Origin of the sequence: Shivajiella indica (assembly GCF_042683085.1) — a bacterium.
Lineage (GTDB): Bacteria > Bacteroidota > Bacteroidia > Cytophagales > Cyclobacteriaceae > Shivajiella > Shivajiella indica.
This window is the reverse complement of record NZ_JBHUIV010000016.1, coordinates 598,960-623,901: the sequence shown is the minus strand read 5'-3', so window position 1 is coordinate 623,901 and position 24,942 is coordinate 598,960. Positions and strand designations below refer to the sequence as shown.

Here is a 24,942-nt window from a genome sequence, read left to right as displayed (position 1 = left end):
GTAAAAACATTTTTGCTTTTCGGAATTTTGTCCTTAAGATTGTCCTGTAAAGTTTTACATCATGTTTTTCACAGCATCTATATTTGTTTCAAAAAAGTCAAGCACTGGACTTGTGGGTATTTGCTGTAATCATGGTCGTTGCTCTTCCATGTACTTTTTCACCAATACCATTACGGGTTAAACCCGTATTTCTTCAACATATTGCCTCTTTCTTAAGGTCTATTTAGACTTCATCAATAAATTTATATATTCAACACAGCCTTTTACTGATTATGAAAGTTTTAAAATTTGGAGGTTCTTCAGTAGCAAATCCCGAAAATATCCGAAAGGTGTTTGACATCTTAAGGGCCAAAAGTAACCAAGGTGAATTTACGGTAGTTTTTTCAGCATTTGGCGGGGTTACTGAAGTACTTTTGCAAAGTGCCCAAAAGGCAATGTTGGGGGATAAAAGTTATGTAGATCAAATTAAAATCCTGGAAGATAGGCATTTTGATACGGTCAAAAAACTCATTCCAATACAACTTCAATCTGCAGTCCTGACCTTTGTCAAGGTGAGATTTAATGAATTGGAAGATTTATTTCATGGGATATACCTGATTAAGGAATGTTCTCCTAGAACTTTGGATTATGTAGGAAGTTTTGGAGAAAGATTATCTACTTACATTCTTGCTGAGGCATTGAAAGTAGAAGGGTTTCCCGCCATATACCTAGATGCAAGAGAGGTGATCCGTACCAATGCAAGGTTTGGGAATGCCAAGGTGGATTTTTCAATTACCAATGACCTGATTCTCGATTTTTTCCATAATAATCCAGGATTAAAGGTTATCACAGGATTTATAGCTTCTACCGAAAAAGGAGAAACCACCACTCTTGGCAGAAGTGGATCTGATTATACGGCCGCAATATTTGCTTCTGCACTTCAGGCAGAAGACTTGGAGATATGGACAGATGTTTCCGGCGTGATGACAGCAGATCCAAGGTTGGTATATACTGCCTTTACCATTCCTCAATTGACCTATAGTGAGGCGATGGAACTGTCCCACTTTGGAGCAAAAGTGATTTTCCCGGCTACCATGCAGCCGGCCATGAAAAAAGGAATTCCCATTTATATCAAGAATACCTTTGATCCTGAAAATCCAGGTACTTTGATCAATGGAGATGACCCAAGTGGCAAATTGATAAAAGGCATTTCATCTATGTCAGGGATTTCCCTGCTAAATATCGAAGGGGCCGGATTGATTGAAGTGTTGGGTGTCAGCAGAAGGGTTTTTGGAGCTTTGGCCGATTCAGGGGTGAACGTTGTTTTGATTTCCCAAGCATCTTCCGAACACAGCATTTGCCTAGCTATCAGGAGCATTGAAGTTCCAAAGGCCAAAGAAGCAATTGAGAACGAATTTATCTATGAAATCAGAAACGGGGAGATGGACCCTGTTGTAGTGGTGAGCAATATGGCTATAGTCGCAGCCGTTGGGGAGAATATGAAACACAACCCTGGGGCAAGTGGAAGGATGTTCCAAGCTCTGGGCCGGAACAATGTTAACGTTTATGCCATCGCCCAGGGAAGTTCCGAGTTAAATATTTCTGCGGTTGTTTCCCAAGCAGACCTTCAAAAAGCACTGAATGCACTGCATGAGGCATTTTTCCTCTCCGACAATAAAGTACTCCACCTATTTCTGGTGGGAGTTGGTCTGATTGGTAAAGCATTGATCAAGATGATTGCCAACCAAAGGGAAAAACTCCAAAGGGAAAATGACCTGGATATTCAAATTCACGGTATCGCCAATTCTAGGTTCATGGCTTTTCACGAAGATGGTTTTGACCTTAAAAACTGCCCCGCACCAGAAGATGCAAAGGGAGCAAAACCCATGAATCTGGGTAAATTCATCGCCCAGATGGAAGAAATGAATTTTTCGAATTCTGTTTTTGTGGATTGTACAGCAAGTCAGGAAGTTGCTGATGCCTATGAATCCATCATGGAGGCCAAAGTGGCCATAGTTACCCCAAATAAAAAAGCCAATTCAGGTTCTTTGGAAAAGTATAAAGAGTTAAAAAAGCTTGCCTATAGAAGAGGGGTGAAGTTCCTTTATGAAACGAATGTGGCAGCAGGGCTTCCCGTAATCAATACCTTGCAGGATTTAATGTTGAGCGGGGACAAAGTTATCCGCATTGAAGCTGTATTGAGCGGTTCTATGAATTATATTTTCAGTGAGTTTGAAAAAGGAGTTTCCTTCAGTGAGGTAGTAAGGCAGGCCAAAGAAAAAGGATATACTGAACCAGATCCAAGAGATGATTTGAGCGGGATGGATGTAGCTAGAAAAATACTCATCCTAGGAAGGGAAGCCGAGCAGGAACTGCATTTTGAAGACATCAGCATTCAAAGTATGGTGCCTAAGGATTGTGAAAAAACCCAGGATGTGGAGGAGTTTTTCGAAAAACTCAAAGCACATGACGGAGAATTCTCGAGATTATTGGATGATGCAAAAACTAAAGGTGAAAAGTTAAGGTTTATGGCCACCCTTGAAAATGGTAAAGCAAAGGTTGGCTTAAATTCTGTGGACAACAGTCATCCATTTTTTGTGTTGAAAGGAAGTGATAATATGATTCTATTTACCACTGAAAGATACCATGACTTCCCTATGATTATCCGTGGACCTGGAGCAGGTGCAGATGTGACAGCAGCAGGGGTATTTGCAGATGTGATACGTTTAGGTAATTATTCCAGATAACCATGAGAGAAGTTACCGCATTTGCCCCCGCTACTGTAGCTAATGTTTCCTGTGGATTTGATATCCTTGGCTTTGCCATTGACAGTCTGGGTGACAAAGTCAAGGTGAAATTGACAGAGGGTTCTGCATTGAAGGTTGTAGAAATTCAGGGTGATGAGGGTAAACTTCCGTTTGAATCAGAAAAAAACACCTGTTCCGTAGCCATTCAAGCAATGCTTGATCAAATGGATTTACATGTGGGTATGGAAATTTCTTTGTATAAAGGATTGCCTTTAGGTTCAGGTATGGGTTCCTCTGCTGCAAGTGCAGCAGCAGCTTTGGTAGCGGCCAATGAAGTGTTGGGCAAACCCTTTTCAAAAGAGGATTTGGTTCCCTTTGCCATGGAAGCAGAGAGAATTGCCTGTGGGGCTGCCCATGCGGATAATGTGGCACCGTCTATTCTTGGTGGTTTCGTTCTGATCAGAGGTTATGATCCATTGGATGTTATCAAATTACCGGTTCCTGATGGGCTTCACTGCACTTTGTTGCATCCTCATTTGGAGTTGAAGACCTCAGATTCCAGATCTGTATTGAAGCAGCAGATTTCCCTAAAAGATGCTACCATGCAATCCGGGAATATTGCCGGATTGATAGCCGGTTTGTATAAAAGTGACTTTCCTCTTATCGGTCGATCACTGAAAGATGTGATTGCAGAGCCTTCCCGTGCACTTTTAATTCCAGGCTTTTATGAATTGAGGGAAGCCATAAAGAATGTCGGTGCATTGGGTTCTGGTATATCGGGTTCAGGCCCCACAATCTTTATTTTGTCTTCCAATGAATCTATTGCCACAAAGGCTGGAGAGGTCAGCAGAAAGGTGTTTGATGAAATCGGTTTGGGTGTGGATGTGTATGTTTCTAAAGTAAATGTGAAAGGAGCTTTTATTCTATAAAGCTCCAAATTCCAAAAATCCAAAATCCAAGGTTCAATTAGCAATTACAAATTACCAATTAGCAGGGCATGAAATTTTACAGTACAAATAATCCAGGACATAAGGTTTCTTTAAAGGAAGCAGTAATCAAAGGGCTGGCACCTGACCAAGGCCTGTATATGCCTGAATCTATCCCTGTGTTGCCCCGATCTTTTTTTGATAAACTCCCTGAAAAGTCTTTTCAGGAAATCGGCTATGAAGTTATCTCAGCTCTTTTTAAAGCCGATCTTTCACCAAAACAAATAAAGGATTTGGTGGATCATACCCTTGCTTTTGATGCTCCTTTGGTGAAAGTGGAAGCAGGGATATATTGTCTTGAACTCTTTCATGGACCAACTTTGGCTTTTAAGGATTTTGGGGCCAGATTCTGCTCCAAGTTGATGTCTATGTTGATGGAAGGGGAAAAAAGGAAAGTAAGGGTATTGGTAGCCACATCGGGAGATACTGGAAGTGCAGTCGCAAATGGCTTTTATAAAATCCCTGGGGTAGAGGTGATCATTTTATATCCAAAAGGCAAAGTTTCTGAATTACAGGAAAAACAGTTCACAACATTAGGAGAAAATATCCATTGCCTGGAGGTAGAGGGTGTATTTGACGATTGCCAAAAAATGGTGAAGGAAGCTTTTCTGGATAAAGAACTGAACGAGCGCATGATGCTCACTTCCGCCAATTCCATCAATGTTGCGAGATGGATTCCCCAGTCCTTGTACTATTTTTATGCGTATGCCAGATTGCCTGAAAAACATAAGAAATTGGTTGTTTCGGTACCGAGTGGAAATTTCGGTAATTTAGGAGCAGGAATTTTGGCTGAAAGAATGGGACTGCCAATAGATATGTTTATTGCTTCAACCAACCTCAATAAAGTGGTTCCCGAATTTTTGGATGGGGCTCCATTTTCAGCAAAACCTTCAATTCAAACTCTCAGTAACTCTATGGATGTTGGGAATCCGAGTAATTTCTATCGCTTATTGGCCCTTTATAATAATGACGAGAATCTCTTCAAGGAAAAAGTGAAAGGCTATTTCTTTGATGATGAGGAGACCCAACAAGCTATGGCCAAAGTTAAAGCCGAAACAGGTTATATCTTGGATCCTCATGGGGCAGTAGGTTTTCTGGGACTGAAGAAATTTATCAACCAATATCCTGGTGAATACCAAGGGATATTTTTGGAGACAGCCCATCCCGGAAAATTCAAATCGGTGGTGGATGAGGTGCTTGGGATTAATTTGGAATTACCGGATCGGTTGAAAAAGTTTCTGTCTGGCAGCAAAAAAGTGGAAGTTTTGGAGAATGATTTTGACGCTTTCAAAAACTATTTATTTGAATTCAATCACGTTTGACCGATAGTTAAGAAGGCACTGATTGATGATTAGTATCTGTCATCCTGAGATTTTAAAAATTTGACATAAACAGAAAGGATATGACTTCCTACGTCATCTTGAGCCTGAGGTACGAAGGTGAAAGATCCCTTAATCTTCGATGAAAGAGACCCTTCACTACGTTCAGGGTGACGTGGCTCTTGTTTCTGTCAATGGTAATCCGAGGAACAGTCTGTCCCGTAGAAGTACGGAAATGATAGAGGATCTCCAAAATCTCAAGAGATGCTTCAACTTTGTTACCATTGACAGATTACTGGACTCGTCATGCTGAGTGAGGAACGAGCGAAGCATCTCCCTAATTTAGGAGATTCTTCGCCTCCGCAAGCCTGTCTGACGAACAGGCAGGCTCCGGCTCTGAATGACACAGAACTCGAAGTCATCTCCATTATGTTAATTAAAACTTTATTTACTCAGAATTCCCAGGGGCTAATTTTCAATATTCTTGACACTTTCCCGGATATTCTTTTTCAGCTCTTCCAGTTCCTTTTGATGTTCCTTTTGCCATTCCTCCATCTTTTTGTGGAATTCTTTCATTTTTTCCTCATTGGCTTTTTGCCACTCTTCCATTTTTTTCTGAAATTCCTCTATTTGGGGTTGGTTTTCTTTTTCCCAAGCTTTGATTTTGGTCTGATATTCCTCAATCAGGGGTTGATTGGACTTTTCCCATTCCTTCATTTTCATTTGGAATTCCTTCATTTGTGGCTCGAATTTTTTCTTCCATTCTTCCTGATTGACTTTCATTTCCTCCTTCCATTTGGCAAGATTTTCAGCATTTGCTTCTTTCCAAGCAGCCATTTTTTCCTTGAATTCTTGATTGTACTTCTCTCTTTCCTCCTTGGACATGGCAGCAAAGTTCTCATGAATACCTGCAAAGTCTGTTGGACTGAAATTTGGGATATGCATGCCTTTTAGAAGGGTACTGTCCGGAATCATTTTTTGCCATACTTCAGGATCCATTTCCCATTTGGGCATATTATCGAAATTGAAATTAGGCATTGGGATTTCTTTCAAATCCAATTTTGGCATGGCACTGAAATCTCCCCATTCAAAATCCAAATCCTTGAAAAGCATGCCCATTTCTTTTAGGGGCTCCAGTTGTTTTTGGATTTTTTCCCATTCCTCAGGGCTCAAAGGCATTTCCTGAATGGAATCCAAGTAAATGTAAGGACTCTTTTTTGGTGGGATTGTGTCACTTAGACCATTTGGCTTACTAATTTCAAAATCCAGGTCAAGGGTCTTGGTATTGGATTCCGTGGTGAGTTTGTCATTGGAATCTTTTAAGGTTTCATTGTCATAGGCGCCCACCATGAGCGTGGCACCTAAAAGTAATGTAATAATCATAGTTAGGGTAGTTAAAGTAGTTGGTTGAGTTGGGGAGGTTTTCACTCCCATGATTTTTTTAATACGGTCCAGAGTAGGGGTGGTTCTTTTAGCAGCAGCCATAGCCATCTCCGGTACATGATGCTGTGCCTGGTTTAAAACATTAGCGAGTCCATGGGCAAGATCTTTGGCTGAAATGCCTGTTTTTATTACCAATTCATCACAGGCATTCTCTCTCTGTTCTTTGATTTCTTTATTGATCCACCAGAAAATAGGGTGGAAAAAGAATACCACTTCCAGTGATGTCTGGAATAGATTGATCAGATAATCATGCCTTTTGACATGGGCAAGTTCATGGGTGATGATGGCCTCCAATTGAGCAGGACTAAGATGGAGCAATAAGGCACTGGGAACTAGGATTACTGGTTTTAATACCCCGTAAGTCAATGGCATGTCTATATGAATGCTGGAAAGTAGTTTTACCAGACGGGAGATTTTCAATTTTTCCTGTTGCAGCCTTATAAAATCTGACCATTTTGTATTTACTGCTGTGTGCTTTTTATGATGGAGTTGTCTTAGATCTGCCATACCTGACGCCATTCTGACAAAGAACAGCAGAGCACCCACAAACCAAATATTGACCAAAGTAGGGATCCATTTTTCTATTCTTTTTGAAATAATGATCCAATCGGGGGTAGGTTCAATTCCTGCTTTTTTCAGGTTGAGTATCTCCGGATTGGATAAAAGGTAAGTCAATTCTTCTTCCGTTAAGTTTGATCGATAAGTGACTTCTTGGCCATCAAGCTTTAAAATGAAAGTTCCAATAGAAAGTAATGTCACTATCAGAAGCGCTGAAATACTCAATCTATATTTGAAAGCAGCTGATTGGTGATTGAAAGTCCTTAAAGCCAACCAAAGCAATAAGCCGATTCCGGTTATTTGCCAAAGGGCATGGATAATCATCCAGCCTAATGCATATAGATAATGTTCAGGAATGAAGTTTTGAAAAATTTCCATAGTTATTTATTCTCTAATTGATCCAAGTATGCGCGGATTTCATCCAGTTCCTCTTTGGAAGGATTTCCCTGTCCCAAGGCCTGCATCACCAGGTTTTTTGCAGAACCACCAAAGGCAGTGGCCATAAAATTACTTACCAGGTTTTTCTGTGTGTCCTTTTCATCAAATGCCGGATAATAAATATGGGTCCTATTCTGCTCATCTCTTTTTAGCATTCCTTTTGCATGCATGATCTGCATGATTTTCAAAGTTGTGGTGTATCCAGTGTCCTTGGTTTCAGCCAATTTTTCATGGATTTCCCTAACTGTGGCCTTTTTCATAGACCATAATAGGGACAAAATTTCCAGTTCTGATTCGGTGGGTTTAGTTTGCATAAAAGTTAATACGATTACTTTCGTACAAAGTTATACGAATCACTTCGTATTTTCAAAAATATTTACGATTTTTTTCGTAATAAATTTTCTTTATTGGTTTTCTTAGATTCTCATCCCCATTTTTGGACTTTTCGGATTTAGGCAAACATATTTATTGTCCTAAAAAAAAAATGAACCCTTGATTACATCCCGCATTTGGTACAAACAACTACAATTTCATCTAAGGTGGGTTTGATAAGAACTGAAGTAAGGATAATATTCAAAATCAATTCTCACATGTTTGATAGGGATTTTCAAATTATTTCATTCTTTAAAGTTGTTTTTGTGCTTTTTTTATATTTTTTTCAATTTTTCAATTTTTCAATTTTTCAATTTTTCAATTTATTAAATTGATTGGATGTTGAGGTATAGTTTGAAAGACATGAAAAGGATTTTGGGTTTATTGGTTATTTTAATGTCGTCTTGTATAGACGTATTTAATTTTTCTGGCGAACTGGATGAAAGAGTTCTAGTAGTTGAGGGTTTTATTAGCACAAAACCTGGAATTCACCAAATTAGATTGACCAAGACTGATAAGTTTGGCCCAGAGTATATAGGATTAAACCGACCAGAGACACGTGCCAATGTCCTGATAAAAGATGATTTGGGAAGGGTTACTAAATTGGAAGAAGGGAATGACAGAGGTATTTATTCTACTCAAGAGGGTTTTTCAGCCGAAGTGGGTAGGTCGTACAACCTGGAAATAATTTTATTTGATGGAAAAAGATATATTTCCCGGCCTGAAAAAGTTTATCAGGTTCCCGAAATTGATTCTTTAACGTATCATGCTGTAAGAAGAGCTTCCACAGATAGACTCAATGAGGAGTATGGGGTTCAGGTGATGGCGCACTTTCAGGATCCGGAAGAACAATCTAATTATTATTATTGGAAAATGCTGGAATCTACTTTCGCGTTGATTACTGAGCCGCACTTAACAAGAAAGGAAGCTCCGGCATTGATTTTACCTTCAGGAATTGATGATTCAGGAGCATGTTGTAGCCGTTGTTTTCATACGGATATTCCCAAGCCTACCAATATCATTACAACAGATGATGCTGATTTCAATGGAAATTACCAAAGAAGAATGGTTGCCTATATTGAAGATAATGGGCTACGGTTTAAGGAAACTTACAGGCTTGATTTACAGCATCTGTCAGTTTCTCCCGAAACCCATCGGTTTCTAAAATTGGTGGATCAGCAGCTGAGGTTAACAGGAAGTGTTTTTGATCCACCTCCTGCCAATATTAGGGGGAATATGATCAGTTTAAATGATCCGGCAGAAGAGGTATTGGGACAGTTTTTTGTTTCTGATGAAAGAAGGCTAAGGATATATATTCATAAAAGAAATCTGGAATTCTATAAGCTACCTCAGACTATAGTACCCATCAATTGTGTTGCTTTTTTATTTCAATCTCCATTAGTGGGATATCCATCTATACCCCTTCCGGTAGATCCACCTGAAGATTGGGATCCTGAGGGTTAATAATTGGCCAATGAAAAGAAAAAAGAAAATATCTTCATTGCTGTTATTAATAATCTTTGGGTTATTGACAAATTGCATTGATCCATATGCTTTCAAAGCTGCGGAACCTGATGGTATTATCAATATTGAAGGCTTCATTACAACTGTTCCCAAAGCACACCGGGTTAGGGTTTCAAGGGCAGATAAATTCGGACCTGAATTTGTAGGATTAAACAGGGGTGTTGCCTTGGCTAAAGTTCTTATCAAAGATGACTTGGGAAGGGTAGAAATCCTAGAAGAGGAGGGTTCTGGTATTTATCGTACCTCTGTTGATTTCAGAGCGGAAATTGGGAGAACCTACAACCTGGAAGTAGAACTTCGGGAAGGACAACGGTATATATCCTTACCTGAAACGGTGGTGCCGGTTCCTGCCCTTGATTCCGTGACATTTCAGTCTGTTCGTAAACCCAGCCTTGAGCGATTGAATGATGAAATTGGGGTACAGGTTTTGGCTCATTTTCAGGATCCGGGGGATGAGCAGAATTTTTATTTTTGGAATCTTTTGATGTCGGATTTTCAGGTAATCGGGGAACCTGAACTTAATCACAACGGCCCTAATCATCCCACCTGTCCACGTTGTCCCAATCCTTTGGAATGTTGTCGAATATGTTATGGACAGGAAGTTCCTAAGCCTACCCGTGTGATTACTACTGATGATATTGATTTCAATGGAAATTATAAGAGAAGAGAAATTGCCTATATTGAAGATGATGGTTTACGCTTTAAGGGGATATATCGCCTGGATATGCAACATCTTTCCGTTTCCCCTTCAGCTCATCGCTACCTCAAATTGGTCGGTCAGCAATTGAGTGTTTCAGGTACTGTCTTTGATCCTCCACCTGCGAATATCAGAGGAAACTTCCTCAGCTTACAGGATACACAGGAAGAGGTTTTGGGGCATTTTATCGCTGCAGATGAAATACCCATCAGGTTGTATATAGATGGTGAAGATCTGGAGTTTGTTTTAAGGCCCCAGACATTGATACCAACAGACTGTAGGGCTTCCTTTAGGGGAAAAACAACCACTGCACCAATAGATTGGAACCCATAAATAATAGTACAGGATGAAAAAAATCTACCTCCATATCATTCTTGCCCTCAACCTTTTGGTTTTTTCCTGTGAGGAGGAAAGATCTGGAAGTTTCAATATTTTGACTGAAGAAATTGTTAATGTCAGTGGAGAAAGGGTTATCGTGATGGGCAGAATTATTGCCTTTCAAAATATTCCCATGCAGGACCATGGGTTTTATATTTCAAATAATGAAAGTTTCAATCAGCCCATCATTCATTCCATGGGTCAGACAGATAGGCCGGGAAGGTTTGCCGGGGAAATCAGCGGCTTGAATTTGGGAGTGACATATTTTGCGAAAGCATTTGTGGTCAGGGACGGGGAAATTTTGTTTGGAAATACGTTAACCTTTGAGACTTTGGGGGCAGTTTTGGATGATTTTCAGCCAAGGACCCAGTTTCAGGGTGAGATTGTTACCATTACAGGTAGAAATTTTGCAGATGATGTAGAAGTGTTTTTTGGCGATCAAAAAGCTGAAATTGTGCAGTTTGAATTTGGGTTTCGTTTGAGGGTCAGGGTTCCCCCATTTAATAATGAAGTTCAGGTCCCAATAAAGGTTATTACCAGGGGCAGTGAACTTTCCCTGGATTTCCCCTTCAATTATGTAACCGGAAAATATACGCTTTTGGAATCCAATTTAGGTGAATTTAGGTTAGTGGATAATATTTTCTTCCAGCAAGAGGATAGGTTTTTTATAGGGCTAGGAATGAATATCAACAGAACGGAATCCAATTTTTTATGGGAATATATCCCTTCTGAAGGTCTTTGGAAAAAAGAAGCTTTCCCTTTCAGCCCCCATCGCCGTTCGGCTAATTCCCGAACAGGGTTTTTTGGAGGAGGTTTTCAGGATGTCAATCTCTCACCTAAAATCTACAATGATAATTATTGGTATTTTGACGGGAACAATTTTATGGGTATTCCCAGTTCACCTTTTGAGTTTGCCAGTAGTTTTGGATTTATGGCTCAGGGGCAGTTTTATATAGCAGGAGGTACCCTTGGAGTAGGGTCTGTGGTGTACAGGTATAATCCGGAAACCATGCAATGGCAGATTAGACCCAACCTTCCTTTCAATGTGGATACCCGAATGGTCTATTTTGTGCATGATGATAAATTATATTGGATTGATTTGGATAAGGTTCTTAGGGAATATGATCTTTTCACTGCCCAAACCCGCATCATTTCAGAATACCCTTCCCCTTTTATAGATGACTTTTCGGATACAGGAGGTACAAGTATCGTAATAGGTGACAAGGTTTACATTGGTCTGTATAACAATGCCAAGGAATTTTGGGAACTGGATATGAGGGATTTGGTGTGGACCAGGAAGACAATGTTTCCAGGCAATACGCGCGCCACCAATGCCGGCATTTTTCAAAAAGGTGGAAAAATTTATTTTCTCAGAACTCCTGAATTTGAGTCGAATATGCAATTTTGGGAATTTGACCCAGATGGTCTTTGAAGAAAATGAAGAAGGTAAGAAATTTAAAGATGTTGGTTTTTGCAGGTTGATTCTCCTTCTGAATGGAATCGTTATTAATTCTATTATTAGGATAACGCTTTTAAAATATTGCAAACAAGTTCCTTATTTTGATTCCGAATGTATTCGTTCTTTTTCTTAAATTGCACCCATGTGTTTATTAGCTTTCAATTGGAACAATCACCCTGATTATAAATTGATCCTGGTTGCCAACCGGGACGAATTCTTTGAAAGGCCGTCAGAACCTTTGCAGGAATGGCCATCAGGTTTTTATGGGGGAAAGGATTTACGTGCGGGAGGTACCTGGTTGGGCATGCACCCAAGCGGTCGGTTTGCAGCTATTACCAATTTCAGAGATCTCAAATCGAAAAAAGAATTTGCAAAATCAAGGGGGGATTTGGTGAAAAACTATTTGGAAGGAGATATGGATCCTTTAGGTTACCTTCAGGAAATTGAGAAGGAAAAGTTCGAGTATGAAGGTTTTAACCTTTTGGTTGGTAATCAGGAAAGCCTCTATTACCTGTCCAATAAAATAGATGGAATCAAAGAATTGGTAAAAGGTATTTTTGGCCTAAGTAATGCTGTTCTGGAAACCCCATGGCCTAAATTGCTCAAAGCAAAAAACAGCTTAGTCCATTATATAGAAACCGGTATTTTTGAACCTGAAAAGTTGATGCAAGGCCAACATTCCAAGGAAACCGATCCCCAAGAGATTTTACCGGATACCGGGGCCACACCTGAACAGGAAAAGCTGCTTTCTGCACAGTTTATCAATGTTGGAAATTATTATGGAACCGTCAATTCCACGGTTTTATTATGGAAGCACAATGGGGAAGTAGAGATGATGGAAAGGAAGTTTGATCAGGTTGCGCAAACCTTTCAAGACACAAAGTTCAGCTTTAGAATCCATCAATTGGTGGAACAACATGACTTTTAATCCTGTTTTAAAAACATGGGTAATTTGGATGTTTTAGATGTTTTTATAGTAGGTGGAGGTCCCATTGGTCTGGCCTGTGGTATTGAATGCGAAAAAGCAGGCCTCAATTATGTGATCGTGGAAAAGGGTGTTTTGACCAATTCCCTTTTTAACTATCCCCTCAATATGACTTTCTTTTCAACTTCTGAGAAATTGGAAATGGGCGGGATTCCTTTTATGTCCATTGCCCACAAACCTACCCGTACCGAAGCTTTGGAATACTACAGAAGGGTCGCCAAAACCTGGAAGCTGAAGGTCAATTTATATGAAGAGGTGAAATCACTGACCAAAATGGAAGGTATTTTTGAAATAGTTACTTCCAAAAACACCTACCATGCCAAAAATATCATTTTGGCTACTGGATTTTATGATCTGCCTAATCTGATGCATGTTCCAGGGGAAGATTTACCAAAAGTAACCCATTATTATAAAGAGCCATGGCCTTATATCGGGCAAAAAATAATTGTGGTCGGTGGAGGGAATTCTGCAGTAGATGTAGCTTTGGAAACCTGGAGAAAGGGCGCTGAAGTGACTATGGTGTTGAAGGATGATGGGGTGGATCCCAATGTCAAATATTGGGTCAAACCGGATATTGAGAACCGCATTAAAGAAGGAAGCATCAAGGCATTTACTCATTCTATGCTAAAGGAAATCAAAGACAAGGAGGTGGTAATTAGAACACCTGACGGGGAAGTAAGCGTGGAAAATGATTTCGTTTTAGCCATGACAGGCTATGTGCCCAATTTTGCTTTACTTGATCAGCTTGGGGTTGAGCTGAGTCTGGATGATAAAAGGCAGCCTTGCTATGACCAGACCAATCAGGAATCCAATGTACCTGGAGTATATTTGGCAGGTGTAGTCTGTGGAGGTTTGAATACCCGTGAATTTTTTATTGAAAACTCCATCGTACATGCCGAGCAGATTGTTAAGCATATACTTTCAAAACCTCTTTAACAACGGAGATTTTTTCGAACCACAAAAGGAAACAAAGTTTACAAAAGTTTGCCTTTTGTCAGTTTTAAATTTTGAAGATAACGGTTTAAACTCATCCCTTTTGTGATCCTTTTGTCACTTTTGTGGTTCGGAAATTACTGAACCAATATTACACTAGAGATACTTTAAAACTGTTGTTATCGAAGCAATTGACTTTTGAAACTATTTTTTTTTGAAAGGGATGATTTTTTTCGAACCACAAAAGGAAACAAAGTCAACAAAAGTTTGCCTTTTAGCAGGTTTAAATTTTGAAAATGACGGTTTAGACCCCATCCCTTTTGTGTTCCTTTTGTCACTTTTGTGGTTCGGAATTACTGAACCAATATTATACTTCAGAAACTGTCAAAATGTTGTTATCATTGCAATAGTCTGGTGAACCCCAATTTATATGAAGGTTGATGATTTTTTTACGAACCACAAAAGGAAACAAAGTTTACAAAAGTTTGCCTTTTGTCAGGTTCAAATTTTGAAGATAACGGTTTAGACCCCATCCTTTTTTGTGTTCCTTTTGTAACTTTCGTGGTTCGGAAATTACTGAACCAATATTACACTAGAGATACTTTAAAACTGTTGTTATCGAAGCAATTGACTTTTGAAACTAATTTTTTTTGAAAGGGATGATTTTTTTCGAACCACAAAAGGAAACAAAGCCAACAAAAGTTTGCCAATTGTCAGGTTCAAATTTTGAAGATAACCGTTTAGACCCCATCCCTTTTGTGTTCCTTTTGTCACTTTTGTGGTTCGGAATTTACTGAACCGATATTACACTTCAGAAACTGTCAAAGTGTTGTTATCATTGCAATAGTCAGGTGACCCCCAATTTATATGCAGGTTGATGATTTTTTTACGAACCACAAAAGGAAACAAAGTTCACAAAAGATTGCCAATTGTCAGGTTCAAATTTTGAAAATGACCGTTTAGACCCATCCCTTTTGTGTTCCTTTTGTCACTTTTGTGGTTCGGAATTTACTGAACCGATATTACACTTCAGAAACTGTCGAAGTGTTGTTATCATTGCAATAGTCTGGTGAACCCCAATTTATATGCAGGTTGATGATTTTTTTCGAACTACAAAAGGAAACAAAGCCAACAAAAATTTGCCAATTGTCAGGTTCAAATTTTGAAGATAACCGTTTAGACCCCATCCCTTTTGTGTTCCTTTTGTCACTTTTGTGGTTCGGATTACTCTGTGTTTAATCCGGTAAAGCAAAAGCCACATAAGCATCCCCTGATTTGGTTCCTTTTCCCCCACCGCAGGCAATGACTACAAACTGTTTTCCATTTGCTTCATAAACTGCCGGGGTGGCATGGCCCGCCGCAGGTAATTTGGCTTCCCAAATCACCTTTCCTGTATCTTTGTCAAATGCTCTGATTTTTTCATCTTTTGTAGCTGCGATGAAAACCAACCCACCTGCTGTAGTTACCGGGCCACCGTAATTTTCAGTACCTGTAGGTTCGAAACCTTTGGCAGTTAGCTCATCAAATTCTCCCAAAACAGATTGCCATCTGATCTTTCCGGTATTCATATCTATGGCAGTAAGCGTACCCCAAGGAGGCTGTATTCCGGGATAACCATCTTCGGTAAGTAGTCTGGAATAGCCCTGCATATAGAATTGAGGGGTCAACCTTTGGGTACCTCCTTCCATTTCTTTTTTGGCTCCCGGATCTTCTTTTTCTTCCCCGAATAAGTAGGCGATCATGGCTTTTCGTTCATTTTCAGCGATATGAGAGAAAGCAGGCATGGCCCCCTTTCCGTTTTTGATGAGATTGTCCAAGCTCGTTTCATTAAACTTTTTCTCAAGTCCTAGAAGCGTTGGAAATGCAGGTGGATTGCCTTTTCGGTCCATTCCATGACAATTGGCGCAATAGTTGGCATAAACACTTTGTCCCAAACTCAGGGATTTTGGATTGGCCCCCATTTTAATAACCCATGGCATTTCATTGGCATTGACATATGAAGTCTGAGTATATGGATCAAAGGATGAGCCACCCCATTCTGCGCCACCATCCATTCCCGGAAAAAGGACAATTCCATGTTCATGGCTAGGCGGAAGCCACATGTCTCCGTATTTTACATTTTCGAGTTTTGATCGGATATCTGCTTCCCATTCCGGAGTAATTTTTAGAATTTCATTCTCTGTATATACCATCCGCATAAATGGCTCTGGCAATGTGGGGTGGGGTTGGGTAGGCCAACTTTTTTCACCAGGAAGGTTGGATTGGGGTACAGGACGCTCTTCGATAGGCCAAATGGGTTCTCCTGTCACCCTATTGAATACATAAACATACCCTTGTTTGCTTGTCTGTGCTACAGCATCAATCCATTTACCATCTTTTTTTATCCTGATCAGGTTGGGGTTGGCAGGGAAATCCCGGTCCCAAATATCGTGGTGCACTGCCTGGAAATGCCAGATCCTTTCCCCTGTGTTGGCATCCAGTGCAATGAGAGAATTGGCAAAGAGGTTTGCGCCATGTCTGTACCCTCCCCAAAAATCATAGGAGGCAGAACCTGTTGGGACATAAACAATTCCACGTTCCTCATCCAAACTCATACCTGCCCAGTTATTGGCTGCACCTATGTTTTTAATGTGTTCAGCTTCCCAGGTTTCATAACCAAATTCACCTTCATGGGGTATGGTGTGGAAAATCCACTCTCTTTTTCCAGTTTTTACATTATAGGCACGGATATGCCCGGGTACAGCATCCAATCCTTCAGAGAGGCGCATCCCCATGATAATTTTATCCTTATAGATGACCCCAGGGGTATTGCTGACCAACAGGAAATCTTCCACATCTGTATCCAACTCTTTTTTAAGGTCTATCATTCCATTTTCACCGAAGGATTCAATAGGCCTTCCACTAGTTGCATCCAGTGCAATCAAGTAATTGGAAGCACTGAAAAATATGCGTTTGTCTTCTCCCTCTTCCCAATAAGCAAGACCTCTGTTTACTCCTGCCCAGGAATTTTCCCCTCCCAATAATTGAAATGGATTGAACCTCCAAATGGGTTTCCCGGTATGTGCCTGTAAGGCAAAAACATTGATTTGAGGACTTACTCCATAAAAAATCCCGTTCACCATGATAGGTTGAGTCTGTATTTGACTTCTTTCCGTAGCATCGTTGGTATGGAAAGTCCAAGCAACCTCGAGGTTCTTGACATTTTCCTTGTTGATCTGGGCAAGAGATGAATACCTTGCCCCGTCTTTGGTACCTCCATAATGTTCCCATTTGGAGTAGTCAAGGAATTTTGAACCTTCTTCAGGAGAGCAGGAAAATAAAATCAAAATAATGTTAATGAAAGAAATGAGTTGATGGGTTCTCATGGCTGCGAAATCAATTTTTCATTCAAGATAATAAGTATTAGTGAGGTAATTAAATTCAATTTCCAAACTTCCTAAAGGAATTTAACTTAGGCGCAAAGCTTCAAATCCTGTCAATTTTAATCTTCCCAAGCCACTAATTCCCATCTTTTAAACAAAGAAAAATTCAAAGAAATGTAGAAAATATTAGCATCTAAACCCGCATATGGCTGCACAGTACCTCCATTACCATCTGAAGCAGTAAAGCTTTGGTTGAAAAAGGAATTCAGGTAATATTTAGCTTTGATACTTGTGCCTTTAGGCAATGTATAGCCTATGAAGAGGGCATGCTGTAAGGTATTGACCCTATCAGAGAACCAGACATTGAATTTTTCAGTCCTGATTTCATCAACAAATGTCCGCTCTCTATAATTCATAGCAATCTCGAGCTCGTAGCCTGCAAAGAAAAACCTGTCATCCATATGGCCTAGCTTAATGCCAACAGGAATACCCAGATTGTAATTTCTCACCTTTTTTCTGACAGAAGAAGATTCATCAAAAATGAAACCAACGTTGCGAATATTGAGACCTGTAAACCAACCAAAAGACTCGCTTTGGTCAAAGTTGAGGAGTGTCTGTAAGTTTATAACGGGAGAAAACCTTAGTACATTATTGTTGTTTGGAAGGGTTCCTGTGGAGAAAATCCATTCGCCACCTGATGTAAAATAAGGTTTGTCCTCAAATGTTACTGATTTGCTTTGTGCAAAAGTGGAAGAACATACAATAGAGATGATAAAAAGGCTTGTAAGAAGTTTTTTCATGGGACAGTACATTCATTGTTGTAAATCAAAAATAACAACTCTTTAATCAATTCAACTGCAGTCAATATGAATAATTCCTTTTTATTTTGAAATATTTTTGACAATGGAATGAATACCAAAAATGACCAATCCCAATCCGGTCCAAAGTACTGTATCCCATACCTCTTCCATTTTACTTCCTGAAAGCAACCAAATTGTGGCTGCAATACCCCCTATGGCCAAATAATTTCCAAAGGGGACTTTAAAATGATTTCCTTCAGGTTGGGTTTTTCTGAGTTTAATCAAAGCTGCGGAAACCATGCCGTAAAGGATCAATCTGGAAATGACCGAAACAGCCAGAGAACTCATAAATCCCCAAACAATAGCAACAAAAGCTACCAGAGAAGCAAAAAAAGCAATGGAAACAAAAGGTGTGGCAAATCTGGGATGAATTTTTCCAAAAATTTTGGGTAGTTGATCTTCAAGGCTTAGGGCAAAAGAAAGCCTGGACCCGCTTAATATCTGAACATTTAAAGTACCCATGATTGAAATGACTGCTCCAACGGTGATGAACATACCGCCATACCAACCCATAAAACCTGTAGCTGCATCAGCAAGGGGTTTATCAGAGGTGGCCAAACTTGGAAGGGTTCCAATGGAAACTATTTGGATCATGATATAAAACCCCGCTATGATAGCCGCTGCTGTGATCAGGCCAAAGGGTAGATTTTTTTTCGGGTTTACGATTTCTCCGCTGTTGACCAATCCGGCTTCGAATCCCCCAAAAGCAAAAATCAGCAAAAGGGTTGAGGCTGAAAAATCTGTCCAAGTTGGAATGGGACCAGGTTCTACCAAATCGAAATCTATGAAAAAAAGCCCTACTACAATAAAAACTGCCAAAGGGAAAAGCTTGGCTACAGTTAGAATATTGCTGATTCGGGCGGTATTTTTAACTCCAATCCAATTGATGAAAGTGATCAATGCAGTAATCAATAGGATTATTCCAATCCTTACTTCCGGCTGGTTGAATGTCTCTGAAAAGAAAGAGAGATAAAGCACCATGAGGTTGATCAAGGTGGCATAGCTGAAAAGACGGGTCAGCATGAGCAACCATCCAATAACAAAAGCGGGAACAGATCCAAAAGCTTTCAATACATAAAGGTAAGGCCCGCCAGTTTGCTCAAATCTTGAACTTACTTCCGCAAAAACCAGAATCAGCACCATCATGACCAGAGCACAGACCAGAAAGGAAAATATTGAATAAACGCCTGAAAGGGCAAAAACCTTTGCAGGAAGTGCAAAGATTCCAGCGCCGATGACTGAGTTTATAATTAAAAAGACCAGATCCCATTTCTGGATGCCACGTTTGAGCATAGATGAATTATTCAGGATTTATGCAAGGAATAATTGCTCAAGATATCCAAACAATTCAAATTCCAAAGGGTAATTTATGCCAACTGTAAAATTTTGGCTTTTTATAAACTAGTTGATTGTCCTGTTGTCACTTTGTATCAATTATAAAAAGTCCACATCGACACTGAAAGGATATTTCATCAAGTACTGTAATGCCTCTTCGATTTTGAGATCCTCAAACAATACCTTAAATAAATTTTCTGTAATTGGAGCCCTCATCCCGCTGCCTTCAACAAAGGATTTGATCAATCTAACTGTATTGATGCCTTCTGCAACCTCTTCCATACTTTCCAGGATTTCCGGTAATTTTTCCCCTTTAGCCAACCTATACCCCACTGTGTAGTTTCTGGATAGGGTAGAATTACAGGTGGTTACCAAGTCTCCTATTCCCGCTAACCCAATAAATGACTTAACGCTACCACCCATGGCATTGCCTAAATAGACCAGTTCTACCATCCCTCTTGAGACTAATAATCCTTTCGCATTTTCTCCTAACCCCAAACCTGCTAATGCTCCTGCAGCTATGGCAATAATGTTTTTCAACACCCCACTGAGTTCTACCCCTACAATATCAGAATTGCCGTATACCTGGAATTTATCGTTTCTAAGTAATCGTTGTCCTTCTAAAATGACTTCATTGTATTTGCTGGCAACTACTGTGGCAGCCGGTTGACCAAGATATAATTCCCTTGCTAAATTCGGCCCGGCCAGACATCCAACCCGGATCGCGACAGTCTCTTTAAGGATAACCTCACTCATGGTAAGGATATGTTCTCTGCTGATTTTTTTCATATCGGAAAGGCTTTTCCCTTCCGGTAGGTTCAGGCAAAGACCTTTGGTGCCATGGATAACCAGATGATAGGGGTATAAATAGGGAGAAAATGTCCGGATTACTTCTTGAAATGCACTGGAAGGTATCATAAAAAAAATTGTGTCACAGGAACTGCAAAGCATTTCAGGATCCTGTGTCCCGACAATATTTTCATGTACAGGAAGTCCATCCACTTGGTGATGATTGTTGATTTCATCTACCATTTCAGAACGTCTTGCAAAAGCGATAACTTTGCTTTTTTCAGCTAAAATATTGGCAATGGCAGTACCGAAACTCCCCATTCCGACTACCCCAACTGACTTTTCTTTAGAAGAGTTTTTCGAGGTCATATCCGTCTAATCTATTGTGGTAGTAATATAATAAGGTCAGATCCTGGGTTTCTATATTCCCATTTCTGTTTTTTATCAAAGGACGTTTGGCATGGTACATACCGACATTTTCCAAACCATGATTGATGATGGCATCTATATCCTGTTTTAGGTGAGGTGCTATCTGAACCCTACCCAACTCCTCCAGTTCAAAAATTTTATTCAACACCATCTGACAAGCCTCCCTGAATTCAACATATACCAGGAAAATATCTTCTTCCGGTAAACGGAGAAGGCTATATAAATCCAGTTTTTTATTTTCCTGTTTGATCATCTGGAAAGCGGTAAAAGCTACCAAATGGGAACTGAATACCCTGTTATTTATATGGAATTCCTCAACAATCCTCTTTCCTAGGTGATAAGTATATTCTTCCTCCCTTTGTCCATCTACGGTGACCTGTCCATTGGAAATAAAATAATCCCTGGTGTCAATTTTCCTACCATGTCGATCAAAGCTATTACCAGAATTGTCTACATAATTGCCCAAAACATCCATCGCTTTCCCTATAGACACTGAAATGTCTGAACCCTTGGTAAAGAATTTAATTAAGAATTTGAAAATCTTATAAGATGTGGAAAATTCATCCCTCTCTTTGTAATACCTCTCTTGTCCGGTTATTGAAAGATGTTCCTGTATCAAACTGGGAGCTTCCAATACAAAGTGGTAATTAATCGTTACGGGAACAATAAAAACTTTTCCATTAACATCTTTAATACCTTTTTGATAGTTTGCTCTTTGGGCTTCTACTGCTGTACTCAATAGTCCTAGTTTTAGTTTTTTCTCGATCATACCACTTCTGGAGCGCGTTCCTCCAGGAAAAAACAGACTGTGGACACCGAATTGTATCGCTTCTGATGAATAAGTTTTCAGTGTTTCTAAATAAGGCAGGTTTTTCTTCCTCCGATCTACCTTATAGGCACCAAGGGCATTCATGAAATAGGCAAAGATCCCTATATTGAACAAGTTTAGGCCTGCACCATAAATAAATGGAGGAAGTCCCAAGACCGAAATAATCCATCCGATCAGGATACTGTCTAAATTGGAGAAATGGGTGGGAACCATCACAATGGTGCCCTTTGAGGCTAATTCACGGATCTGGTCTGTTTCTCCAACAATCTGGATTTTGTCCTGCAGGGTGTATTGATTGCTAAAAATAGATTTGATTCCTTTTACCCTTGCTGCGTTCAAAAGTCTTGCAAAACCAAAAGTGACAATTCTTCTAGTTACCTTATAATGGGTATGGACAAAGTTACTGGCGATTTCTTCTGCATATCTTCTGGTGATATCGTCCAATATTTCGAGGTATTTCTTCTTTTTTTGGGTTTTGGTTAGGGAATTGTCTGTACTGGTCTGTACCAGGGTGGACCTGACCTTTCTCCAGAAATCTTTTTCATCATCAGGGTCTACTGCCCATGGATTCTGTTTAATTCTTAATTTTTCCCTGTATAGGGTTGTTTCCAACTCTTCTTTCAACAAATCAAGATTGTTTCCTGTGATTTCTAGGATAGATTTCTTGCTGTTTTCAGCAACGGTTTTTACAAATTCTTTCCTGTTCTTACTCAGTTTTACCACAGGCCATTCATCCTTTTGTGGGAGAATGGGTTCATAATTGTGTTTGATATATCCTTCAGCCAAGTGAGTTCAGTTATGGGTTGCAACAAAGATAATAAAAATCAGGATGGAGCTTTATTATTTCAAATTAATACAAAAATCAAAAACGTTTCGGATGGTTTGGGAGTTTGAATAGGTAATATTTGATAGATAGGTTTTGTCCAAGTGTGAATCCATTGTATTATTGTATCCGAATAGTTTTATGAAGGCTGACCTCAAACAAATACAAGATCCCATTGCTTTGGAAATGGAGGAATTTGAAAAGAAATTCCGGGACTTTATGAAAAGTAAGGTCAAGCTTCTCGATCATATTACAAACTATATTGTTCGTCGAAAAGGGAAGCAAATGCGTCCCATGTTCGTCTTTCTTACAGCAGGGGTTAGCGGGGGCATTACAGAAGCTTCCTATAGAGGGGCTGCTCTGATTGAATTGCTTCATACGGCTACTTTGGTCCATGACGATGTAGTTGATGATGCCAATTACCGAAGGGGTTTTTTTTCAGTCAATGCCTTATGGAAAAATAAAATTGCAGTCTTGGTCGGAGATTATCTCTTGTCCAGAGGACTTTTGTTGAGTGTGGACAATGGTGATTTTGATCTTTTAAAGATTGTTTCCAATGCTGTAAGGGAAATGTCAGAAGGCGAACTTTTACAAATTGCAAAAGCAAGAAAACTTGATATTACAGAAGAGGTTTACTATACCATTATCCGTCAAAAAACAGCCAGTCTAATTGCTTCCTGTTGTGCAGTCGGAGCGGCAACCTCAGGGGCAGGGCCTGAGTTGATCGAGAAAATGAGGGATTTTGGGGAAAAGGTAGGAATGGCCTTTCAGATCAAAGATGACCTTTTTGATTATGGGGAAGATGAAATTGGAAAGCCCTTGGGGATAGACATCAAAGAGAAAAAAATGACCCTCCCTTTGATTTATGCCCTAAATAATGCATCCTGGTTGGATAAAAGGAAAATTATCTATCTAATCCGTAATAAGAATGAGGACAAAAAAGCGGTAAATGAAGTAATTTCTTTTGTCAAACAATCCGGAGGATTAGGTTATGCCACAAAGGTGATGAATCAGTACCTGGAAGAGGCTTTGGATCTACTTCAGCAATTCCCTGAATCTGAATACAAAGATTCCCTGGAAGGTTTGGTCAGGTATACCATTGAAAGGAAAAAATAAGAAAGTAAGGGATTTTTATTCCCCCTAACTTATTCCTCCAAAAGTCGGTTTACCAAATTTTCATGCTCTTCTACCCATCTTTCATAATAAGCACCTGTACCGGGTCCAGAAAATCCGGTATGAATATTTTTGACCTTTCCATCCCTGCCGATATAAATGAGTGTAGGGAAAGCTATCACTTGATTTAAAGCTGGTAAGGCTTCTGATGCTTTTTCTTTATTGCTTTCACCTGCCACTAGAAAGATATATTCCGCATTCATTCTTTCCTTGGTTTTCCTTACCCTAGCACTTGCATAGTCGAAGTCCGCTTTATATTCAAATGCCAGTGCAATGATTTCAATTTCCCGGTTTTTATTCTTTCGGTACCATTCTGCCAGGTATTTGGTTTCATCCATACAGTTGGGACACCAGGTCCCAAATAATTGGACCAATACTACTTTGTCCTTAAATTTTTCATCCTCTAAAGAAACCATATTTTTGTTCAAGTCGGGAAATGAAAAACTTAGTCTTTCATAGCCATCTTTTAGGTAATTCAAAGAATTGGCATCTGGAAGTTCAAATGCTTCATCCCTGACTGCAAAAAAAGACTCTCTATATTTTGGGCCACTTCTAAATGTTCCATGTATAGAACCATCAGGCAAATTTTTACCCGAAAAAAAATAAACATGGCTTCCATCAAAAGCGCTTAAATAAAAGGTGTCTCCGTCTACATTACCCTCCAGATAGCGGTAATCCCCTAAACTGGTTAGAAAAGTTCCTGTTATATGGTCTCCTTCTTGTTTGAATATCCCTATGGCATCATATTTCTCCCCATTAGATTTTTCAAATTCGGTTTTCCACTTACCCGAAAAATCCGCAATCGGACTGGTAGAAGTAGAAAAGCGGTCTTTTAAACCTTTGGTAGCCGTAAAAGGAATACGGTATCCTTCAAGGTGATTTTTGATGAAGTATCCTTTTAAGCTTCCATCTTTTTGCACTGCAGCTTTGATATCCGAATCAAAAATCCCCATATGGATAATTAAGGAATCCCCGAATTGATCCACTTCATCATAAGAGAGCACCTCATCCGCATTGTAAATTTCAGATCCCCATTTTTCCCCATTTTTTTTCAATCCAAAACTAAAAGGCACGATCCCTGGCTCAATGTTCAATTCTGCATGCCAATCTCCCTCTAGCAGAATTTCATTTTTTTTGTCGTTGCAGGAAATAAAAATGAAAAAACAAAGAATTGGTATGAGTAAAGGCCCTTTTTTCTGTTTCATAAACATGTTGAATACTGGTCAATTTTAATTTTCCTATAAATATTATAGGGTAAATTAAATTATTTAGTAAATAGTTCATCAGCGGTTGGAATTCAGTTTAAAAATTACTTTCGAGAGAGATTTTTAAAGTTTAAATGAATTCGTTAAAAAATTATGGGATTTTCTCCCACTTTGCTCCATCCCATGAAAAATTTATCAATTATGTTTTCGAAATATTGAGATTTTATTTGCGTTTATTCTTTTTTGGCCAAATTTGGCTGATTTTTTTAGTAAAAATTGTCCCACAACCTATTGACCATCAAGTAAAAAAATCTTGAAA

The 24,942-nt window shown here is 39.5% G+C and carries 17 protein-coding genes; 9 read left to right on the top strand and 8 right to left on the bottom strand.

Annotated features, from left to right (window positions below; genetic code table 11):
* The first annotated feature begins 272 nt into the window (after window positions 1–272).
* The 3 genes from thrA to thrC all read left to right on the top strand — a co-directional run bounded on the left by thrA (window position 273) and on the right by thrC (window position 5,034).
* Window positions 273–2,726 carry a bifunctional aspartate kinase/homoserine dehydrogenase I gene (gene thrA, locus ACFSKV_RS12175; RefSeq protein ID WP_380803021.1) on the top strand — a complete coding sequence of 818 codons (2,454 nt, stop codon included), beginning with the start codon at window positions 273–275 and terminating at the stop codon, window positions 2,724–2,726.
* Window positions 2,727–2,728: 2 nt separating this feature from the next.
* Window positions 2,729–3,655, top strand: a complete 927-nt coding sequence (locus ACFSKV_RS12170; protein ID WP_380803018.1) for a homoserine kinase — start codon at window positions 2,729–2,731, stop codon at window positions 3,653–3,655.
* 68 nt (window positions 3,656–3,723) lie between these two features.
* Entirely contained in the window at window positions 3,724–5,034 is a 1,311-nt protein-coding gene (thrC, locus tag ACFSKV_RS12165) for a threonine synthase (RefSeq protein ID WP_380803016.1), read from the top strand.
* Window positions 5,035–5,499: 465 nt separating this feature from the next.
* Here the strand turns inward: thrC and ACFSKV_RS12160 are convergent, their stop codons facing one another.
* Window positions 5,500–7,410: a M56 family metallopeptidase gene (locus ACFSKV_RS12160; protein WP_380803010.1), complete on the bottom strand. Its 1,911-nt coding sequence runs from the start codon at window positions 7,408–7,410 to the stop codon at window positions 5,500–5,502.
* A gap of 2 nt (window positions 7,411–7,412) precedes the next feature.
* Window positions 7,413–7,784 carry a BlaI/MecI/CopY family transcriptional regulator gene (locus ACFSKV_RS12155; protein WP_380803007.1) on the bottom strand — a complete coding sequence of 124 codons (372 nt, stop codon included), beginning with the start codon at window positions 7,782–7,784 and terminating at the stop codon, window positions 7,413–7,415.
* A gap of 421 nt (window positions 7,785–8,205) precedes the next feature.
* On the opposite strand from ACFSKV_RS12155, the gene ACFSKV_RS12150 reads away from it, so the two are divergent.
* The 5 genes from ACFSKV_RS12150 (at window position 8,206) to ACFSKV_RS12130 (ending at window position 13,821) form a co-directional block, all read left to right on the top strand.
* Entirely contained in the window at window positions 8,206–9,306 is a 1,101-nt protein-coding gene (locus ACFSKV_RS12150; protein ID WP_380803005.1) for a DUF4249 domain-containing protein, read from the top strand.
* 10 nt (window positions 9,307–9,316) lie between these two features.
* The gene (locus ACFSKV_RS12145; RefSeq protein WP_380803002.1) at window positions 9,317–10,396 is read left to right on the top strand and encodes a DUF4249 domain-containing protein; all 1,080 of its coding nucleotides are present in this window, start codon (window positions 9,317–9,319) and stop codon (window positions 10,394–10,396) included.
* A gap of 13 nt (window positions 10,397–10,409) precedes the next feature.
* Complete coding sequence (locus ACFSKV_RS12140) at window positions 10,410–11,873, top strand: IPT/TIG domain-containing protein (protein WP_380802999.1); 1,464 nt, start codon at window positions 10,410–10,412, stop codon at window positions 11,871–11,873.
* A 169-nt stretch (window positions 11,874–12,042) separates the two neighbouring features.
* Window positions 12,043–12,828, top strand: a complete 786-nt coding sequence (locus tag ACFSKV_RS12135) for an NRDE family protein (protein ID WP_380802997.1) — start codon at window positions 12,043–12,045, stop codon at window positions 12,826–12,828.
* A 15-nt stretch (window positions 12,829–12,843) separates the two neighbouring features.
* Complete coding sequence (locus ACFSKV_RS12130) at window positions 12,844–13,821, top strand: YpdA family putative bacillithiol disulfide reductase (protein WP_380802995.1); 978 nt, start codon at window positions 12,844–12,846, stop codon at window positions 13,819–13,821.
* Between the two features lie 1,232 nt (window positions 13,822–15,053).
* Here the strand turns inward: ACFSKV_RS12130 and ACFSKV_RS12125 are convergent.
* The 5 genes from ACFSKV_RS12125 to ACFSKV_RS12105 all read right to left on the bottom strand — a co-directional run bounded on the left by ACFSKV_RS12125 (window position 15,054) and on the right by ACFSKV_RS12105 (window position 22,208).
* Window positions 15,054–17,183 carry an outer membrane protein assembly factor BamB family protein gene (locus ACFSKV_RS12125; RefSeq protein ID WP_380802993.1) on the bottom strand — a complete coding sequence of 710 codons (2,130 nt, stop codon included), beginning with the start codon at window positions 17,181–17,183 and terminating at the stop codon, window positions 15,054–15,056.
* 116 nt (window positions 17,184–17,299) lie between these two features.
* A complete protein-coding gene (locus tag ACFSKV_RS12120; RefSeq protein ID WP_380802990.1) occupies window positions 17,300–17,980 on the bottom strand; it encodes a hypothetical protein in 681 nt (226 codons plus the stop codon).
* 81 nt (window positions 17,981–18,061) lie between these two features.
* Entirely contained in the window at window positions 18,062–19,333 is a 1,272-nt protein-coding gene (locus ACFSKV_RS12115) for an APC family permease (RefSeq protein ID WP_380802988.1), read from the bottom strand.
* 141 nt (window positions 19,334–19,474) lie between these two features.
* On the bottom strand, window positions 19,475–20,533 hold the full coding sequence (locus ACFSKV_RS12110; protein ID WP_380802986.1) for an NAD(P)H-dependent glycerol-3-phosphate dehydrogenase: 1,059 nt from the start codon (window positions 20,531–20,533) through the stop codon (window positions 19,475–19,477).
* Window positions 20,511–22,208 carry a 1-acyl-sn-glycerol-3-phosphate acyltransferase gene (locus tag ACFSKV_RS12105; protein ID WP_380802984.1) on the bottom strand — a complete coding sequence of 566 codons (1,698 nt, stop codon included), beginning with the start codon at window positions 22,206–22,208 and terminating at the stop codon, window positions 20,511–20,513. Before ACFSKV_RS12105 ends, ACFSKV_RS12110 begins: the two co-directional genes overlap by 23 nt.
* Before the next feature lie 178 nt (window positions 22,209–22,386).
* Between ACFSKV_RS12105 and ACFSKV_RS12100 the strand changes: the two genes are divergently transcribed.
* Window positions 22,387–23,361, top strand: a complete 975-nt coding sequence (locus ACFSKV_RS12100) for a polyprenyl synthetase family protein (RefSeq protein WP_380802981.1) — start codon at window positions 22,387–22,389, stop codon at window positions 23,359–23,361.
* Window positions 23,362–23,390: 29 nt separating this feature from the next.
* Here the strand turns inward: ACFSKV_RS12100 and ACFSKV_RS12095 are convergent, their stop codons facing one another.
* Entirely contained in the window at window positions 23,391–24,623 is a 1,233-nt protein-coding gene (locus tag ACFSKV_RS12095) for a TlpA disulfide reductase family protein (RefSeq protein WP_380802978.1), read from the bottom strand.
* Window positions 24,624–24,942 lie beyond the last annotated feature (319 nt).